Origin of the sequence: Paraburkholderia domus (assembly GCF_905220705.1) — a bacterium.
Taxonomy (GTDB): Bacteria; Pseudomonadota; Gammaproteobacteria; order Burkholderiales; family Burkholderiaceae; genus Paraburkholderia; species Paraburkholderia domus.
Genome location: NZ_CAJNAT010000044.1, coordinates 1 through 16,696, shown reverse-complemented (window position 1 = coordinate 16,696; position 16,696 = coordinate 1). Strand labels below are relative to the sequence as shown.

At 63.9% G+C, this 16,696-nt stretch carries 12 protein-coding genes and 2 riboswitches; of the genes, 6 read left to right on the top strand and 6 right to left on the bottom strand.

From position 1 onward, the window contains the following. The first annotated feature begins 32 nt into the window (after nucleotides 1-32). Both KHO31_RS36350 and KHO31_RS36345 read left to right on the top strand, forming a co-directional pair. The gene (locus tag KHO31_RS36350) at nucleotides 33-2,564 is read left to right on the top strand and encodes a CHASE2 domain-containing protein (protein ID WP_211625701.1); all 2,532 of its coding nucleotides are present in this window, start codon (nucleotides 33-35) and stop codon (nucleotides 2,562-2,564) included. A 32-nt stretch (nucleotides 2,565-2,596) separates the two neighbouring features. Beyond that, complete coding sequence (locus KHO31_RS36345) at nucleotides 2,597-3,196, top strand: DUF4136 domain-containing protein (RefSeq protein ID WP_236060916.1); 600 nt, start codon at nucleotides 2,597-2,599, stop codon at nucleotides 3,194-3,196. Nucleotides 3,197-3,218: 22 nt separating this feature from the next. On the opposite strand, the gene bluB is transcribed toward KHO31_RS36345, so the two are convergent. Genes bluB through cobA form a run of 5 tightly spaced genes read right to left on the bottom strand, consistent with a single transcriptional unit; the run spans nucleotide 3,219 to nucleotide 7,120 of the window. Beyond that, entirely contained in the window at nucleotides 3,219-3,878 is a 660-nt protein-coding gene (bluB, locus tag KHO31_RS36340) for a 5,6-dimethylbenzimidazole synthase (RefSeq protein ID WP_211625699.1), read from the bottom strand. After that, nucleotides 3,862-5,157, bottom strand: coding sequence for a cobyrinate a,c-diamide synthase (locus tag KHO31_RS36335; protein ID WP_211625697.1), 1,296 nt, complete (start codon nucleotides 5,155-5,157; stop codon nucleotides 3,862-3,864). The genes bluB and KHO31_RS36335 overlap by 17 nt, the downstream gene beginning before the upstream one ends. 3 nt (nucleotides 5,158-5,160) lie before the next feature. Continuing rightward, nucleotides 5,161-5,763 carry a cob(I)yrinic acid a,c-diamide adenosyltransferase gene (cobO, locus tag KHO31_RS36330; protein WP_074287655.1) on the bottom strand — a complete coding sequence of 201 codons (603 nt, stop codon included), beginning with the start codon at nucleotides 5,761-5,763 and terminating at the stop codon, nucleotides 5,161-5,163. Then, nucleotides 5,760-6,263 (bottom strand): cobalamin biosynthesis protein, encoded by a 504-nt coding sequence (locus KHO31_RS36325; RefSeq protein WP_201078392.1) that lies wholly within the window; start codon nucleotides 6,261-6,263, stop codon nucleotides 5,760-5,762. Before KHO31_RS36325 ends, cobO begins: the two co-directional genes overlap by 4 nt. After that, nucleotides 6,260-7,120 (bottom strand): uroporphyrinogen-III C-methyltransferase, encoded by an 861-nt coding sequence (cobA, locus tag KHO31_RS36320; protein WP_201139038.1) that lies wholly within the window; start codon nucleotides 7,118-7,120, stop codon nucleotides 6,260-6,262. Before cobA ends, KHO31_RS36325 begins: the two co-directional genes overlap by 4 nt. A gap of 224 nt (nucleotides 7,121-7,344) precedes the next feature. Continuing rightward, a riboswitch (cobalamin riboswitch) is annotated at nucleotides 7,345-7,572 on the bottom strand. Nucleotides 7,573-7,651: 79 nt separating this feature from the next. Further along, a riboswitch (cobalamin riboswitch) is annotated at nucleotides 7,652-7,932 on the top strand. Nucleotides 7,933-8,117: 185 nt separating this feature from the next. Between cobA and cobW the strand changes: the two genes are divergently transcribed. From cobW to KHO31_RS36300, 4 genes are all read left to right on the top strand, one after another. After that, a complete protein-coding gene (gene cobW / locus KHO31_RS36315; protein ID WP_201078394.1) occupies nucleotides 8,118-9,227 on the top strand; it encodes a cobalamin biosynthesis protein CobW in 1,110 nt (369 codons plus the stop codon). A gap of 6 nt (nucleotides 9,228-9,233) precedes the next feature. Further along, entirely contained in the window at nucleotides 9,234-13,034 is a 3,801-nt protein-coding gene (gene cobN, locus KHO31_RS36310; protein ID WP_211625695.1) for a cobaltochelatase subunit CobN, read from the top strand. After that, a complete protein-coding gene (locus KHO31_RS36305) occupies nucleotides 13,031-14,095 on the top strand; it encodes an ATP-binding protein (protein WP_201078398.1) in 1,065 nt (354 codons plus the stop codon). Before cobN ends, KHO31_RS36305 begins: the two co-directional genes overlap by 4 nt. 131 nt (nucleotides 14,096-14,226) lie before the next feature. Beyond that, a complete protein-coding gene (locus KHO31_RS36300; protein WP_201078430.1) occupies nucleotides 14,227-14,766 on the top strand; it encodes a vWA domain-containing protein in 540 nt (179 codons plus the stop codon). A gap of 35 nt (nucleotides 14,767-14,801) precedes the next feature. On the opposite strand, the gene KHO31_RS36295 is transcribed toward KHO31_RS36300, so the two are convergent. Further along, nucleotides 14,802-15,770, bottom strand: coding sequence for a flagellar brake protein (locus KHO31_RS36295; protein ID WP_201078400.1), 969 nt, complete (start codon nucleotides 15,768-15,770; stop codon nucleotides 14,802-14,804). Between the last annotated feature and the right edge of the window lie 926 nt (nucleotides 15,771-16,696).

Below are 16,696 nucleotides of genomic sequence, written 5' to 3'. Positions count from 1 at the left end.
GCCCGTTCCTTAGCTCTCAACCACGCCACGCTTTGCCGAACCCACACACGCGTCTGAGCCTCGACCCGCGCGCCCGCCTCGGACGGCGCGCGGGCCGCCGCTTCCTGCTTGAGTGGGTGGGAATCGGCTGCCTCGGCATTGCGGTGATTCTGCTCAGCTCGCTCGGCCGGCTGACCGCAAGCGTCGACAATCTGGTCTACGACCGTTTTTTGAGCCTGCGCGCGCAACCGTTGCTGCGCGACATCGTGGTGCTCGAAATCGACAACACCAGCATCGCGCAGCTTGGCCGCTGGCCGTGGCCACGCAGCGTCCACGCCAGGTTGCTCGAGCAGATCGCGAAGGCGAAGCCCGCCGCGGTGATCTACGACGTGCTTTTCACGGAGGCCAATCCGGAAGACGCCCAGCTCGCGCGCGCGATCGCCCTGAGTCCGACCTACCTGCCGGTGCTGCTTACGCCGCCGGACAGCGCCGGCCGGCGTGTCGCGGTCGAACCGGTGGCGCCGCTCGCGCATGCCGCGGCCGGACTGGGGCATATCAATCTTGAAGTCGACAGCGACGGCATTGTGCGCAGTGTCGCGCGGTTCGAGGGCGACGCGGATTCGCGCTGGCCGCAATTGATGGTGCCGGTTGCGCAGGCCGTCGAACGTGGTGCGCTGCAGTTGAATGAGTCGCCGCACGGGCAGGCTTCCAGCGGGGCCGCGACGCAGTCCAATACTAATGACGAAGGCGAAGGCCGCTTTCTGATCCCCTTCGGTCTGAATGCGCAGAACTATTCGACGCTGAGTTTTGCGAGCGTCCTCGCGGGCGATGTTCCCGCGGACATGCTGCGCGGGCGCATCGTGCTGATCGGCGTGACCGCGTCCGGCTTGTACGACCGCTTTGCTACGCCGGTGTCCGGTGAGCTGGGGCCGCTGCCCGGTGTCTATATTCACGCGAACGTGCTTGATACGCTGCTGACCGGTCGCGAGCTCGAGCCCGCGGAGCCCTGGGTGCTGCTCGTCGCGTCGCTGGCGCCGCTTGCTGCGCTGCTCGCTGGTTTTCTGGTGCTGTCGCCGCGCCGCTCGCTGGTGCTGACCGTCGCGTTGGGTGCGCTCGCCACGGCCGGCAGCGCGGCCTTGCTGTACGGCGCGCGGCTATGGATGTCGCCGGTGCCGGCGATCTTCGGTTTGATCGTGGTGTATCCGATCTGGAACTGGCGGCGCCTTGAAATGACAATGGCTTATCTGCGCGAAGAGTTGCAACGCCTCGCCGACGAGCCGCACCTTCTGCCGGAAACACCGCAGCGCCGCCGCGAATTCGGCGGCGACGTGCTGGAGCAGCATATGGCGTTGATGGCGCAGGCCGCGCAGCGCGTGCAGGACATGAAGCGCTTCGTGTGGGACAGCCTCGACAGCATGCCCGAGCCGATCCTGGTGAGCGACGTGCAGGGCATCGTGCTGATCGCGAACCATGCCGCCAAGGCGCATTTCGCGCGCCTTGGCGCGCCGCTGCCGGAAGGCCGGCCGATGCGGACGGTGCTGGGCGGGCTGACGCTGGTCAAGACCATCGACAACGGTGCGGCGTCGGACGCCGAACACAATCTGCTCGCGCATGCCCAGTGGCCGGCGCTGCTCGATCCCGCGCGTCACGAGTTCGCCTCGCTGATGGCGCAAGGCGTCGAGGTGCGCGACGCCTACGAGCGCGACCATCTGCTGCGCTACGCGAATTGCACGAACGAGCAAGGCGAGACGACGGGCTGGATCGCTGGCCTCGTCGACGTATCGGCTTTGCATGCGGCGGAGCGCCAACGGGAAGACGCATTGCGGCTGCTGTCGCACGACATGCGCTCGCCGCAGGCTTCGATTCTGGCGCTGGTGGAGATCGAGCGGGCGCGCAGCGAGCCGGTGCTCGCGCGTGAGCTGCTGGAGCGCATCGAGCGCTACGCCCAACGTGCGCTGACGCTCGCCGACGATTTCGTGCAGCTCGCGCGCGCCGAATCGCAAGCCTATGTGCTCGAGCCGGTGAGCATGACCGAACTGATGATCGACGCCAGCGACGAGGTCTGGCCGCAGGCCCACGCCAAACGCATTACGCTGCAAACCGATACGGACAGCGAGACCGCTGCCGACGAAGGCCACTGGATCTGCGCCGACCGTTCGCTGATGACGCGCGCGCTCGTCAACATTCTGAACAATGCGGTCAAGTACAGTCCGCCGGACACGCGGATCACGTGCAGCCTGAAGAGCGTCGGTGGCCTTGGTGGCCTTGGTGGTCTCGCTGGTGCCGCGCAGACCGCCGCACCCGGCGCAACAAAACGTGTATCGTGCACGATTCGCGACGAAGGCTACGGCATTCCCGAGGAGCAACAGGCGGGTCTGTTCGAGCGCTTCCGGCGTTTTCACGAGACGGAGCGGCCGGAAGTGGGCGGCGCGGGCCTCGGCATGGCGTTTGTCAAAACCGTTGTGACGCGGCATGGGGGCGAAGTCGATGTGGTCAGCGCGCCAGGCAAGGGAACGGTATTTACGATTTCCCTGCCGGCACTCGACGAAGCGCAGACCGATGCGTCTGCAACGCCGCGCTCATGACGTATGAACACTCACCTTATCGAAGCGAGAAAATGGCGAAAGCGATATTGATCTGTGCCGTGCTGGCCGCATTGAGTCTGACCGGCTGCGCGGGTCTGAGCGCCGACGTGCACACGGCGAACCCTTCGGCCGTGCTGCAGGGCGAGCGCACCTATACGATTGCGCGCATGCCGTCGCAGGATGCCAGCGCGGATCATCCGCAATTCGAAACCATGCTGCGTGATGAGCTCGCGAAGAACGGCTTTGTCGATACGGCGGGCCAGTCCGCGCACTATTTACTGTCGATCGCGTATGACACGCGGCCGGCGGCGGTCGGCGTGGGTGCGAAGGATTGCGTGCCTGGCGCGTGCGAACGCTCGCCCGAGCCGCCGTTTTCGCTATTCGGCGGACGCGTTTATCAGCACGCGTTGACGCTGCGGTTTTTCGAGCGGTCGAGCGGACAGGAAGTCTACAAAGTGAGCGCGGCCAGCAGCGATCGCGATGCCGATCCACTGCATGCCATGCCGGCGCTCGTAAAGAGCGCTCTGGCAAAATTTCCGTTCGATGCGCCGCCCAACTGGCGAGTGAAACTGCGCACCGATGAAACGGGCGGCGTGCCGGATGTAGTCTCGGTCAAGCCTCTTCAGCCGTAGCACTAGGACGCTTGCGCCCGCTTTATTCCTGCGCTTTGTCGTCGTCCGGCCAGCGGTTTTCGAACACGCAATCGGCGAGCGGCATGCGGCTTGCCCAGCGCTCGGATTCCAGCATCGGCTCGCTGTAGAACTGATCGACGTGGCCGAGACACAGGATCGCCACCGGCCGCGCGCCCTCGGGCACGTGCAGCAGCGTACGCACCGCGTCGACGTCGAATAGCGACACCCAGCCCATTCCCAGACCTTCCGCGCGCGCGGCCAGCCACAGGTTCTGGATCGCGCACGCCACGGAAGCCAGGTCCATCTCCGGCAAGGTGCGGCGGCCGAAGATGTGACGCTCGCGGCCGTCCATCAGCGCCATCACCAGCAGTTCGCCGCATTCCAGCATGCCTTCCACTTTCAGCTTCATGAACTCTTCGCGACGCTTGCCGAGTGCATCGGCGGTGGCGAGGCGTTCGCTTTCGACCGTCGCGTGCAAGGCCGTGCGCAAAGCCGGGTCGGTGATGCGCGCGATGCGCCACGGCTGCATGAAGCCGACGCTCGGCGCGTGATGCGCTGCGTCGAGCAGGCGTTGCAACACGGCGGGGTCGACCGGGTCGCGCACGAAATGGCGCATGTCGCGCCGTTCGTAAATCGCGCGGTAGACGGCTTCGCGCTCGGAATCGTTAAAAGGCTTCGCCATGGAACAGGGCGGCCGTGAAGGCCGGGTTGGAGGGCCAATAAGCATGCATATAGGTTGCCACGATCGACCCGGCGCGGTACACGGCCTCGCCGGGGGCATCGCTATTTGGCCGGGTGGCTGAACGTAGCGGCGTGAGCGGCGTCGTCAGCTTCGAGTAATGGAAAGTGTGACCGGTCATCGGGCCGTGCAGGCTGTCGATCTGTTGCATGCCGAGCGCAGTGAAGCGCGTTTGCATTGTTGCATGACCGGGCAGCAGGCCGAGCATCGGCGTGCTGGCGCCGTGCGTGTCGGTAAGCTGGTCGAGCAGGTAAAGCATGCCGCCGCATTCGGCGACGACCGGTTTGCCCGCTGCCGCGTGCGCGCGAATCGTCGCGGCACTGCGCGTGTTGCCGGCGAGCGCTGCCGCGTGCAGTTCGGGGTAACCACCTGGGAGATACAGGGCGTCGGCATGCTCCGGCAGGGCTTCATCGGCGAGCGGTGAGAAATAGTCGACGTGCGCGCCGAGTATTTCTAACAGCGTAGCGTTGGCCGGATAGATGAACGAGAACGCGGCATCGCGCGCAATGGCGATGCGTTTGCCTTCCAGAAGACGCGGCAGTGTTTCCGGCGCGGGCGCTCCGAATTCGACCGGCGGCGGCAACTCAGCCAGCGCGGTTTGCGCGAGCGCATCGGCGGCGCGATCCAGACGCGTGTCCAGATCGTCGATCTCCGCGGCCTGATGCAATCCGAGATGACGATCGGGCAACTCGATTTCGTCGTCGCCAGTGATGTGCCCACACCAGCGCAGCGCCGGCGGCAACGCTTCTTCGAGCATCTGCGCGTGCCTTGGCGAGCCGACGCGATTGGCGAGCACGCCGTAAAACGGCACCTGCGGCCTGAATTGCGCGAGGCCGAAGGCGACCGCTCCGAAGGTCTGCGCCATCGCTTTCGCCGAAATCACCGCGAGCACCGGCACGCCAAATGTGGTTGCCAGATCGGCACTGCTCGGCGTGCCGTCGAACAGACCCATCACGCCCTCGATCAGGATCAGGTCCGCTTCCGCCGCCTGCGCGAGCAGGTTCCGGCAGGCCGACTCGCCCACCATCCACAGATCGAGCGACAGGACAGGCGAGCCGCTGGCACGCGCCAGAATCATCGGGTCGAGAAAGTCGGGGCCCGTCTTGAATACGCGTACGCGTCGCCCTAGCCGCCGATGGTAGCGCGCCAGACCCGCGGTAATCGTGGTCTTGCCTTGACCCGATGCGGGCGCGCTAATGAACAGGGCCGGACAGGCGGACATTGCTCAGAACTCCACGCCGCGCTGCGCTTTCACGCCTTGCTCGCGATACGGGTGCTTGACGATACGCATTTCGGTGACGAGATCGGCGGCTTCGATCAGCGCGTCCGGCGCGTGGCGGCCGGTCACCACCACGTGCAGCATCTCGGCGCGCGCGTTCAATACCGACAGCACTTCGTCGAGCGGCAGGTATTCGTACTTCAGCACGGTGTTCAGTTCGTCGAGGATCACCATCTGATAGTCGCCGCTCTCGATCATGCGGCGCGCTTCGTCCCAGCCTTTGCGCGCGGTGGCGATGTCGGCGTCGCGATTCTGCGTGTTCCAGGTGTAGCCGTCGCCCATCGTGACGAAGTCACAATTGGCGATCGCGCCGAGGAAATCGCGCTCCGAAGTGTGCAGCGCACCTTTGATGAATTGCACGACGCCGAGGCGCATGCCGTGCCCAAGCACGCGCACGGCCATGCCGAACGCGGCGGTGGTCTTGCCTTTACCGGTGCCGGTGTTGACGATCAGCAGACCTTTTTCGACGGTGGCGCTGGCCTGCTTTTTCTCGTGACCTTCGCGCCGGCGCTCGGTCATGCGTTGATGCGATTCGGGATCGGTCTTCATGGAAGGTCCTGTTCTTGAGTGTCGCGGTTTGTCTGTTCGCGGGCGGGGTGGGCGGTGGTCGATGCAATCGCCACCGTGACGCTGTCGTGGATGGTTTTGCGCACGAGTAGCTGTGCGTTTGGGGTATCGGGGGCAATCGATGCGCCTGGCGCAACCGATGCTTGGACAGCACCAGGCGCGCTGGCCGCAAAAGGTTCGGCGGCCGCGGCGAGCAAGGCGCACGGCTCGCAGACGCCGTCTATGCCGAGATGCTCGCGTGCGGCCGCCGACCGTTTGTCCACGGCTATCGCCGCAATCTGCTCGCGGCTGAACAGCTTCAGCGGCAGCGCATGACGTGCGCAGAATTCGAGCAAGCCGGCTTCGTGGGCTTTGATGTCGACCGAGGCAATTGCGCTGATTTCATCGAATGCATGCGAGCCGAGTGTGGCACGCACAGCCGCTTCGATCTGCTCAGCGGAGCTATGCAAGCGGCAACCGATGCCGACGGCTAGCGTTTTCATTGGACGTCCGCTGGGTTCGCGGTGTCTGATGCGTTTGCGGCGTCCCGCGCGTTCGCCGTCCCCGCCGAGTTCGTTACGTTCGCCGCATCCACCGCATCCACCGCATCCACCGCGCCGACCGCGGCAGCATTCGCGGCATCCCGCGCCAAAGCCAGCGACGCCACGCCGCCGATCACCACGATCGCCGGCGAGCCGAGCCCGGCGCGCGAGACCGCATCCGCGAACTCGCCGAGTCGTGCGAGCGTATGCCGTTGCTCCGGACGCGTGGCCGATTCGATCGCCGCACATGGCGTGTCGGCGCTCATGCCGGCTACCTGCAACGCGCCGACGATATCGTTCAGCCGCCGCATGCCCATGTAAATCACCAGCGTCATCCGCGTGGCGACGAGCGCGGCCCAGTCCGGCTCACCGCTGCCGGCGCCGTGTCCGGTGACGAACACCACGCCTTGCGCATGATCGCGATGGGTCACCGGAATGCCGATCGCGGCGGGCGCCGCAATCCCCGCCGTGATGCCGTTGATTACTTCAACCTCGATGCCCGCTGCATGCAGCGCCTGCTGCTCTTCACCGCCGCGGCCGAACACAAACGGATCGCCGCCTTTCAAACGCGCGACGCTTCGCCCGGCCCGCACGTGCTCGAGCATCAGCGCGACGATCCCGGCCTGCGGCGTCGACGGATGCCCGCCGCGTTTGCCGACGTACACGACCAGCGCGCCGGTGCGCGCGAACTGCAGCACGTCCGGATTGACCAGATCGTCGACCAGCACCACATCGGCTTGCGCCAGCGCGCGAGTGGCCTTGAGCGTCATCAGTTCGACGTCGCCGGGGCCGGCGCCAATCAGCCAGGCGCGGCTCATCGCGGCATGCATGGCGCGCGCCATGTCGTAACAGGCAGGAACGGGTGAGGCACGAAGAGGCCCGGGGCGGTGGAAATTGAAATCATGCGGCACTACGGATTACGCGCGACGAACAACGCTGCTCGCAGCGTTTCCCGCGGGAAAACGCTGACGGCCGCGCCACGTCGTGCTTCAGCGCCTTCACATCCGTCCCTCGCGGATTCCGGCGGCCGGCAGCGTGACGTTCGCTGCCTCCGCGTCTGGCCGGTATCCGGGCTGGCGGCCTCATGCGTTTTGCCTTCCCGTCCGGAATCGTCAGACAGTGGCATCAAAAACGCATGCGCGATGCGCAAGCACCGCAGGTCGCGTACCGTTGCGGGGACAGCACAGGTTGAGCGCAGCGAGCGCGGCCTGTTTCCCGTTTAACTGCACATGCGAACGCATGTGCGGGCACCAAACGCGCGCATACGATAGCACACGGCAGGCCGCGTCGGCAGGGCGGAAAGCCCCTGCCGCGGCCCGCGCTTCCTTGACGGGACGGGGCTCTCGGCCTAAACTCGCACGCACTTTTGGTGCTCGTGTGCGCGCTCGTGCGCATGCAGTTAAACGGGAAACAGGGGCCCCGCCTGCTATGGATCGGGTCAACCTGTGCTGCCCCCGCAACGGTAAGCGAAAAGCGGTTCCAGGTTGATTGCCTGGCGCCGCGGAGCCGGCTTCGATGTCCACGCGCAAGGCCGCGTCGGCATATAACCACTGGGCGAGAAACCACTCGCCCGGGAAGGGGAAGCGGCGCTTTCGCCAGCCCGGATACCGGCCAGAATACGAAGAATGACCACCGCGGGGATGCGGCGGCGCGTTCATGACCTCACTCCCGTTTTCTGTTTTTCTGTTGCCGCGGTAACGCCGTTGTTCGTCCCCGTGTCTGGTTATTGTCGTGGCTTGGGGCATGTGCCCCGTTTGTCCGACCTGTACACAATGCGCCGGCGTGCACGTGCAACTCCTACGGATAGACCTCACGATGCAAACTCAAATGCGCAAGATCCCCGTCACCATCGTCACGGGTTTTCTCGGCAGCGGCAAGACCACACTGCTGCGGCACATTCTTCAGCATGCGGGCGGCAAGCGCATCGCGGTGATCGTCAACGAGTTCGGCGAACTCGGCATCGACGGGGAAATCCTCAAGGGTTGCGGTATCGGCTGCGATGAAAACGGCGTCGAGACCGAAGGGCAACTGTATGAACTCGCGAACGGCTGCCTGTGCTGCACCGTGCAGGAGGAGTTTTTCCCGGTGATGGAAAAGCTGGTGGAGCGCCGCGAGCAGATCGATCACGTGCTGATCGAAACCTCCGGTCTCGCGTTGCCGAAGCCGCTGGTGCAGGCGTTCAACTGGCCGCAGATCAAAAATAGCTTTACCGTCGATGCGGTCGTCACGGTGGTTGACGGCCCGGCCGCGGCGAGCGGCCAGTTCGCCGACAATCCGGTCGCCGTGGATGCACAACGCAAGGCCGATCCGAATCTCGACCACGAATCGCCGCTGCACGAATTGTTCGAAGATCAGTTGTCGGCAGCCGATCTGGTGATTCTGAACAAAACGGACTTGCTCGACGAATCGCATCAAGCTTCTGTCGAAGCCACCATCCGCGCGGAAATTCCGCCGCAAGTGAAGATCGTGCGCGCGCACATGGGGCAGCTCGATCTGCATACGTTGCTGGGCCTCGAAGCGGCATCGGAAGAAACGATTCATCTGCGTCACGACCATCACGGGTCGGCGGAAGATGCTGATCACCATCACGACGAGTTCGATTCGGTGGTGGTGCACGCGAATGTTTCGTCGCGCGAGGCCGTGATCGCCGCGTTGCAAGGGCTCGTCGAAGCGAACACGATCTACCGCGTCAAAGGTTTCGCGGCGTTGCCGGGTGCGGCGATGCGTCTGGTGATCCAGGGCGTGGGCCGTCGTTTCGATAGCTACTTCGACCGCCGCTGGCAAGCGGGTGAGGCGGGTGAAAAGGGCCAAGGCCTGCAAAGCCGTTTCGTGCTGATCGGCGAAGACCTCGACCAGGCCGAGCTGCAACAGGCATTCGACGCCGCCTTGGGTGCCGTGGCAAGCGCCCAGCCGCAACAGGCGTAACCAGTCATGCATCTGCTGCGCACCACGCCGGGCGGCTTTGTCGACGATACGCAAGGCGTGATCCGTATCGACCAGCAACCCGCCGATATCGTGGTGCTCAGCTCCGCGGATACCACGCTGTCGCTGCTCGCGAGCGTGTTTCCTCGTCTGGGTGAAGGCTTTCCCAGCGTGCGGCTCGCGAACGTCACGTATTTGCGGCAACCGGCTTCAGTCGATTTCTATGTCGAAGACGTGTTGCAGCATGCGCGTGTCGTGGTGGTCGATCACCTCGGCGGCGAAGCGTATTGGCCGTACGGGATCGAGCAGGTGGTCGCGCTCGCTGAGCGCAACCAGCAGACGCTCGCGATGTTCTCCGGCGATCTGCAGGAAGATCCGAACCTGCTCGCGCGCAGCACCGCCGACGCGGATCTGTGCCATCAGCTGTGGCGCTATTTGCGGGAAGGCGGACCGCAGAATGCGGATGCGTTCCTGCGTTGCATCGCGTACCGTTCGCTTGCTTGGGGGCGCGAGCCTGCGCCGCCGCGTGCGTTGCCTGCCGCGACGCTCTACTATCCCGAGCGCGATACGCCGACCGTGACGGACTGGCAGGCGCGTTGGCGTGAGGGCGCGCCGGTCGCCGCGATTCTGTTCTACAAGGCGCATCTGCAAGCGGCCAACACGGCAGTGTTCGACGCCCTGATCGATGCGCTCGAAGCACAAGGCCTGAATCCGCTGCCGATCGCGATTACCTCGCTGAAAGATGCGATGAGCCGCGACGTCGTGCAGCGGCTGTGTGCGCAACATGATGTGGCGCTGGTGCTGAATACAACCGCCTTCGCCGCGTCTGCCATCGACGACCCCGAGCCGCTAGCGCTTGCCGGTGACGCGCCGGTGATGCAGGTGATCCTGAGTGGCGGCAATCGCGAGGATTGGGTCAAGGACAATCAAGGTCTCAACTCGCGCGATATCGCCATGCATATCGCGCTGCCCGAAGTGGACGGCCGCATCATCACGCGTGCGATCAGTTTCAAGGGGCTCGCCTATCGTTGTCCGCACACCGAGGTCGATGTGGTCCGCTATCAGCCGGACCTGGAGCGCGTCGGCTTTCTCGCCGAACTGAGCCGCCGCTGGTGCCGTCTGCGCACCCTCGATAACGCGGACAAGAAACTCGCGCTGATCCTCGCCAACTATCCGATGAGCGAAGGGCGCATCGGCAATGGCGTGGGGCTTGATACGCCAGCCTCGGTGGTGGGCATTCTGTCCTTGTTGCGCGCCGAGGGTTATCGGTTAGGCGATTTGCCCGCCGACGGCGACGCACTGCTGAAGAAGCTGACCGAAGGTGTCACGAACGATCCGGTCGTGCGCGATTTGCGGCCTGCGCTGCAAAGCCTTGCGCTCGACGACTATCTTTTGTATTTCAACGCGCTGCCCGCCGAAGCCCGCCACGCGCTCAACGCGCGCTGGGGCTCGCCCGAACAGGATCCGACGTTGCGGCGCGGCCGTTTCATGATTGCGGGCTGGCGCTGCGGGCAGGTGTTCGTCGGTATTCAGCCGTCGCGCTCTCGTGAACAGGGTGATTACGCGAGCTATCACGACGCTGAACTTGTGCCGCCGCACGCCTATCTGGCGTTCTATTTCTGGCTGCGTCATCAGTTCGGCATCGACGCGGTCGTTCATGTCGGCAAGCACGGCAATCTCGAATGGCTGCCGGGCAAAAGCGTCGCATTGAGCGATGCCTGCTGGCCCGATCTGATTCTCGGGCCGATGCCGCATCTGTATCCCTTCATCGTCAACGATCCGGGCGAGGGCAGTCAGGCGAAACGCCGCGCGCAGGCCGTCATCATCGATCATCTGATGCCGCCGCTCACGCGCGCCGAAAGTTACGGGCCGTTGCAGGACCTCGAACGCCAGGTCGACGAATACTATGAAGCGCTGATGGTCGATCCACGCCGCTCGAAGCTGTTGAGGCGCACGATTCTCGCGACTATCGTCGAGCATAAGCTGCATGAAGAGTTGAGTCTCGCGGCGCCGGACGGTCAGGACGATGAGGATGTGCTGTTGACGCGCGTCGACGCCTGGCTGTGCGAGTTGAAGGAGGCGCAGATTCGCGATGGTTTGCATACGTTCGGGCAATCGCCCGCTGGGGTGCAGCGGCGCGATACGCTGCTGGCGCTGGGACGCTTTCCGGTCGGCGATGGCCAGGGCGGCAAGGCGGGTTTGATCGATGCATTGGCGCGCGACCTGCAAATGGATCATCTGTTCGATCCGCTGTCGGTGGATTGGTCGGCGGCGTGGGATGGTCCGCGGCCTGACGTTTTGCAGCGTGTGAGCGATGCGCCGTGGCGCCACAGCGGCGATACGCGCGAGCGCCTGGAGTTGTTGGCGGCCGAGATGTTGCGTGGCATGTGTGGTGATGAGACGTCCGATGCGGTGCCGGCGGCTGGGACGTTGCCCCAGGCCGAACGTGTGATCGAGCGCTTGCGCAACGACGTGCTGCCGCGGCTCGACGCCTGTGGCCCGCAGGAAATGTTGCATCTGAAGCGCGGACTTGAAGGGCGCTTTGTGCCGCCGGGGCCGAGCGGTTCACCTTCGCGTGGACGGCCCGATGTGCTACCCACGGGCCGCAACTTCTATTCCGTCGATACGCGCGCGGTTCCGACCCAAGCGGCATGGTCGCTCGGTTTGAAATCCGCGCAGCAGTTGATCGAACGGCATCTGCAGGAAAAGGGCGACTACCCGCGAGCGATCGGGCTCTCGGTATGGGGCACAGCGACGATGCGCACCGGCGGCGACGATATCGCCCAGGCACTTGCTTTACTCGGTGTGCGGCCGAAGTGGGCGCCGGGCAGTCATCGCGTGACCGACTTCGAAATCATGCCGATCGAGGCATTCGACCGGCCGCGTATCGACGTCACGTTGCGCGTGTCCGGTTTTTTCCGCGATGCGTTCGCGAACGTGATGCATCTGTTCGACGCCGCCGTGCAGGCCGTGGCCGAACTCGACGAGCCCGAAGACCTGAACCCGATCCGCGCGCGCGTGCTACGTGAACGCGACGAATTGATTGCGCGCGGCATGGACGCCACCGAGGCGCGCAAGCGCGCCGGCTGGCGCGTTTTCAGCGCACGGCCCGGCGCTTATGGCGCGGGTCTGCAGGACATGATCGACTCGCAGCAATGGCAAACCGACGCCGATCTCGCGAACGCCTATCAGGCGTGGGGCGGGTACGCCTACACGCAGAAAGCTGCGGGCGAGGAAGCGCGCCACGCGTTCGGCACGCGTCTCGCGGCGATGGACGTGGTGCTGCAGAACCAGGACAACCGCGAGCACGATCTGCTCGATTCGAACGATTACTACCAGTTTCAGGGCGGCATGGTCGCGGCGGTGCGGCATCTGGCGGGCAATCAGCCGCAGATCTATCACGCCGATCACAGCAACCCGGCCGCGCCGCGCGTTCGCACGCTGCACGAAGAGATTGCGCGTGTGGTCCGCTCGCGTGTGGTCAATCCGAAATGGCTCGATGGTGTGAAGCGCCATGGCTACAAGGGCGCCGCTGAAATCGCGGCGACGGTCGATTACCTCTACGGCTACGATGCAACCGCTCGCGTGATCGCCGATCATCAATATGCGCTCGTCACCGATGCCTATCTGAATGACGCCGATACACGCGAGTTCTTGCAGCGGCACAATCCCCATGCCATGCATTCGATTTGCGAGCGTCTGCTCGAAGCGATGCAGCGCGGTCTGTGGCAAGCGCCCGGCGGCTATCGCAAGCAAGTCGAACAGCATCTGCTCGCGAGCGAGCAGCAGATCGAAGGAATGCAAACATGAATGCAGCGACCCAGCGGCCCGCTTTTCCATTTGCTGCGCTGATCGGCCAGACGCCGTTACAGGAGGCGCTGCTGCTGGCGGCAATCGATCCGGGCCTGGGCGGCGTGCTGGTGAGCGGGCCGCGCGGCACGGCGAAATCGACTGCGGCACGCGCGCTCGCTGAGTTGTTGCCGGAAGGGCAATTGGTGAATTTGCCGCTCGGCGCAAGTGAAGACCGCTTGATCGGTACGCTCGATATCGAAACCGTGCTGCGCGATGGCTCGGTGCGTTTTTCCCCGGGCCTGCTCGCGAAAGCTCATCGCGGTGTGTTGTATGTCGATGAAGTGAATCTGCTGCCCGATGCGCTCGTCGATGCATTACTCGATGCTGCTGCCAGTGGCGTGAATACCGTCGAACGCGATGGTGTCTCGCATAGCCACGATGCAAGCTTCGTGCTGATCGGTACGATGAATCCTGAAGAGGGCGAGTTGCGGCCGCAACTGATCGATCGTTTTGGTTTGATGGTCGAGTTGCAGAACTGTTTTGAGCCGCAGGTGCGTCAGCAGATCGTCAAGGCACGTCTGGCGTTCGATCTCGATCCGCGGGGTTTTCGCGCGGGATATGCGCAGCAACAGGAGGCGTATGTTCAGCGGATTCGTGCGGCGCGTGAAGCGCTGCCGCAACTCGCCTTCGACGACGCCGTGCATGCGCATGTCAGTGCGCTGTGCATCGATGCGGCGGTCGATGGGTTGCGCGCCGATCTCGTGATGTTGCGCGCAGCGCGGGCATTGGCGGCGCTGGAGCAGGCGTCTGCGGTTACGGCGGAGCACGTCGAGCGGGTCGCTGAGGCGGTGCTGATGCATCGGCGCCACGATTGCGAGACGCGTGCAGGTGGCGACGCACATGAGAGCGAGGCACCGCGGCAGGCTGCCGGCGATGCGGATGCAGCGCCTTCGCAATCTTCCCGAGAGACAGCGCCGGGCACCGCTGCTGGCGATAGCGATTGGGGTTACTTGCCCCCGCAGCCCGCGGGCGTCGCGCAGGTCAAAGGCGTGATTCCGCTCAACGCAAAAAAACGCTGAGCCATCGGAAGGGCGCCGCCGCTGCCTCGCACAGCGGTTTTCGATGGCGGCAAGGTGCCGGCGCAGGTTCGTATAGCCGCTTGCAAGGCGCAGCGAGCAAGCGCATTGCATGGCTGCCGACGCTCACCGCGATGCGTCAGGACCGACTGCGTGCCGCGCATCTGCGCTTCGTGCGCGAGGCGCCGCGGGGCGGCGTACTGCATTGCTTTGTGCTCGATTGTTCTGGTTCCATGCTTGGCGGGCAGCGCCTTGCACTTGCCAAAGGTTTGTTGATTGCGCTGTTCGATCGCGCCAGCGCCGCGCGTGCCGAGGCGGCGCTGGTGTGTTTTGGCGGTGCTGGTGCGGATCTGCGCTTCGGTCCGGCCGTGCCGCGCTGGTGGAACGAGCGGTGGCTAAGGCCGGTGGGTGGAGGCGGTGGGACGCCGCTGGCGTCCGGTGTGCGTCAGGCCGCACAGGTACTGGAGCGCTGCGCTCGCCGCAAACCCGCGCAGCAGCGCTGGCTGTGGATTCTGACCGACGGCCGCAGCGGTGATCAACCGGCGCGACCGCTCAACGCCGACGAAGTGGTATTCGTCGATTTCGAGCGGGAAGCGATACGACTGGGCCGTTGCCAGACGCTTGCCGACGCATGGGGTGCGGCGCTTTTTACGCCGGAAGAACTGATCGCCTGAGAGGCGGGCGCGCCATGCAGCGCGTTTCCGTGCGCTTAATTCGCACTGTTGGACCAATACTGCACATCGTCCTGGCGGTCGAATACGAAGACTTTCATCGCCATTTGTTGTGCTGCATCGAGTTGGTCGAGTTCGAGGCCATGGGCTGACGGCTCGCCCGGCGCACTGCCTTTCTGCACATTGCGGATGACTGCGGTGGTTTCGATCTCGGTTTGCATTTCTGCCGATTTGAGGCGGAATGCGACGCGTAGCCGTTCGCCGACTGCGCCTAGCGTCCATGAGGCGGTCAGCGACATGCCGACAGCGCTGATGCTTTTGGCGAGGCCCAGACCTTCATATGAATCGCCGGTTTCGCCGATGCCGAAGCGCACCGGGAGGTGCGCGTGGACGCGGATCGACTTGCGTTCGCGCAGGCGGCGGATCACGCCGGGTTTCGAGAGCACGATGTAGTCGAATGGGGCGTGGCAAATCGCCTCGACCGTGCAGACGAAACGAAACACCGCATGGCTCGCGATGGCGACGATCTCAACGTTTTCACCGAGGCCTAGCGGGAGGAGGCGGCCATCTTGCAGGGGCGGCGTGACGAAGAGCGCGTGGTTGGGCGCGAAGCCGATGATGCGGCAAGGATGCATCGGGGCGCCGCTGCCTAGCTGGGAGCGCACGCCCATTAATGCACCTATCGTCAGATGCATGTCCTTTAGTGTGAGCTTGCCGGTGGTGTCGGCGGAGTGGTCGGGGTGGGATTCCGGTTGCGTAGCCGTGTCCAGCCGGTCGCCGCGTTGCGGGTGGAAGTGGTCGAAGAGGAATTTGCGCTCGTCCGTGGTCGCCAGGATGGTGCCGCTGGCGAAGAGGAGTGTGCCGTCGGAGTCTGCGATCGGCCAGTCGAGCGGTGTGCCTATTGGGACTGACTCCAGAGTCAGGTGCCGTGAGGGGAGGTCCGGTGTTTGGGGTGCAGTGTTGGGTTCTGCTTGAGCTTCTGCCAGGGCTTCTGACGGGTTTTCCATAGTCGGCGGCTGAATATGTTGCTGGATTACTTGTTTACGGCTGCGCCGGTAGGGAGCTTTAGGGGTTTTTGTTTGCCTGCGAGGTTGGCCTTTCCTTGAGTTGTTAGTGGTCTATTAGTGTTGCCCCTGTGCGGGGCGGCACTTACTTTCTTTGCCGCGGCAAAGAAAGATAAGCAAAGAAAGCCGCTTCACACCGCTAGCTCATAAGCGGGGCCCCTGGCTAGGAGGAGGCAGTGGTGTATCTGGAATCCGTGCCTTCGCACATTCAGCGTCAGTGACAAGGGAGTCATACTTCCGGCAGCGCTGCGCGCGCCGAAGAGTCACTCACAAAACCATTCTCCGCGTTCGCGCTTCTTGTTTGTCTTTATGGCTTGCGTGCAGTTTCTGCTGCGCCCCCCCGTGCCCTCTGCCTTCTCCGTCTCCGTCTCCGTCTCCGTCGCCATGCCTTCTGCGTATCGTGGCGTGAGATTGTTCGATAGCGTCTCTGCTTGCAAAAAATCGCAATCGCTGCTATCAGCCGGAAATTAACTCGGATACCTAAGTATTTTCCTGGTGCCACGGGCAAGGGCTGCTTCGGTGTCTCTCAACTTTTTGAAAATAATTGCACAAGGGGGATTGACGACACGCCGACCGATCTTCATAATCTCGTTTCTCTGCTGCTGATGCAGCGACGCAGAACGAAGCGGTGCCGGGTAGCTGGAAGTCTGGTGCGGTTTTGGTAGTGAATGCGTAATCGATCTTTAAAAATTAACAGCCGATAAGTGTGGGCGCTTGATGCAAGACGCGCCGGTGGATCCTTCGGGGTCTGCCGGAAAGCGAAAGTATCAAGTCTCACACTAGTATTAAAGGAAGGTTTTCCTGTTGGGGTGGATTCACTTCGGCAGGAGGATCATTCGTCAGTACGTTGAGTGAGCGACCGGTCTCGG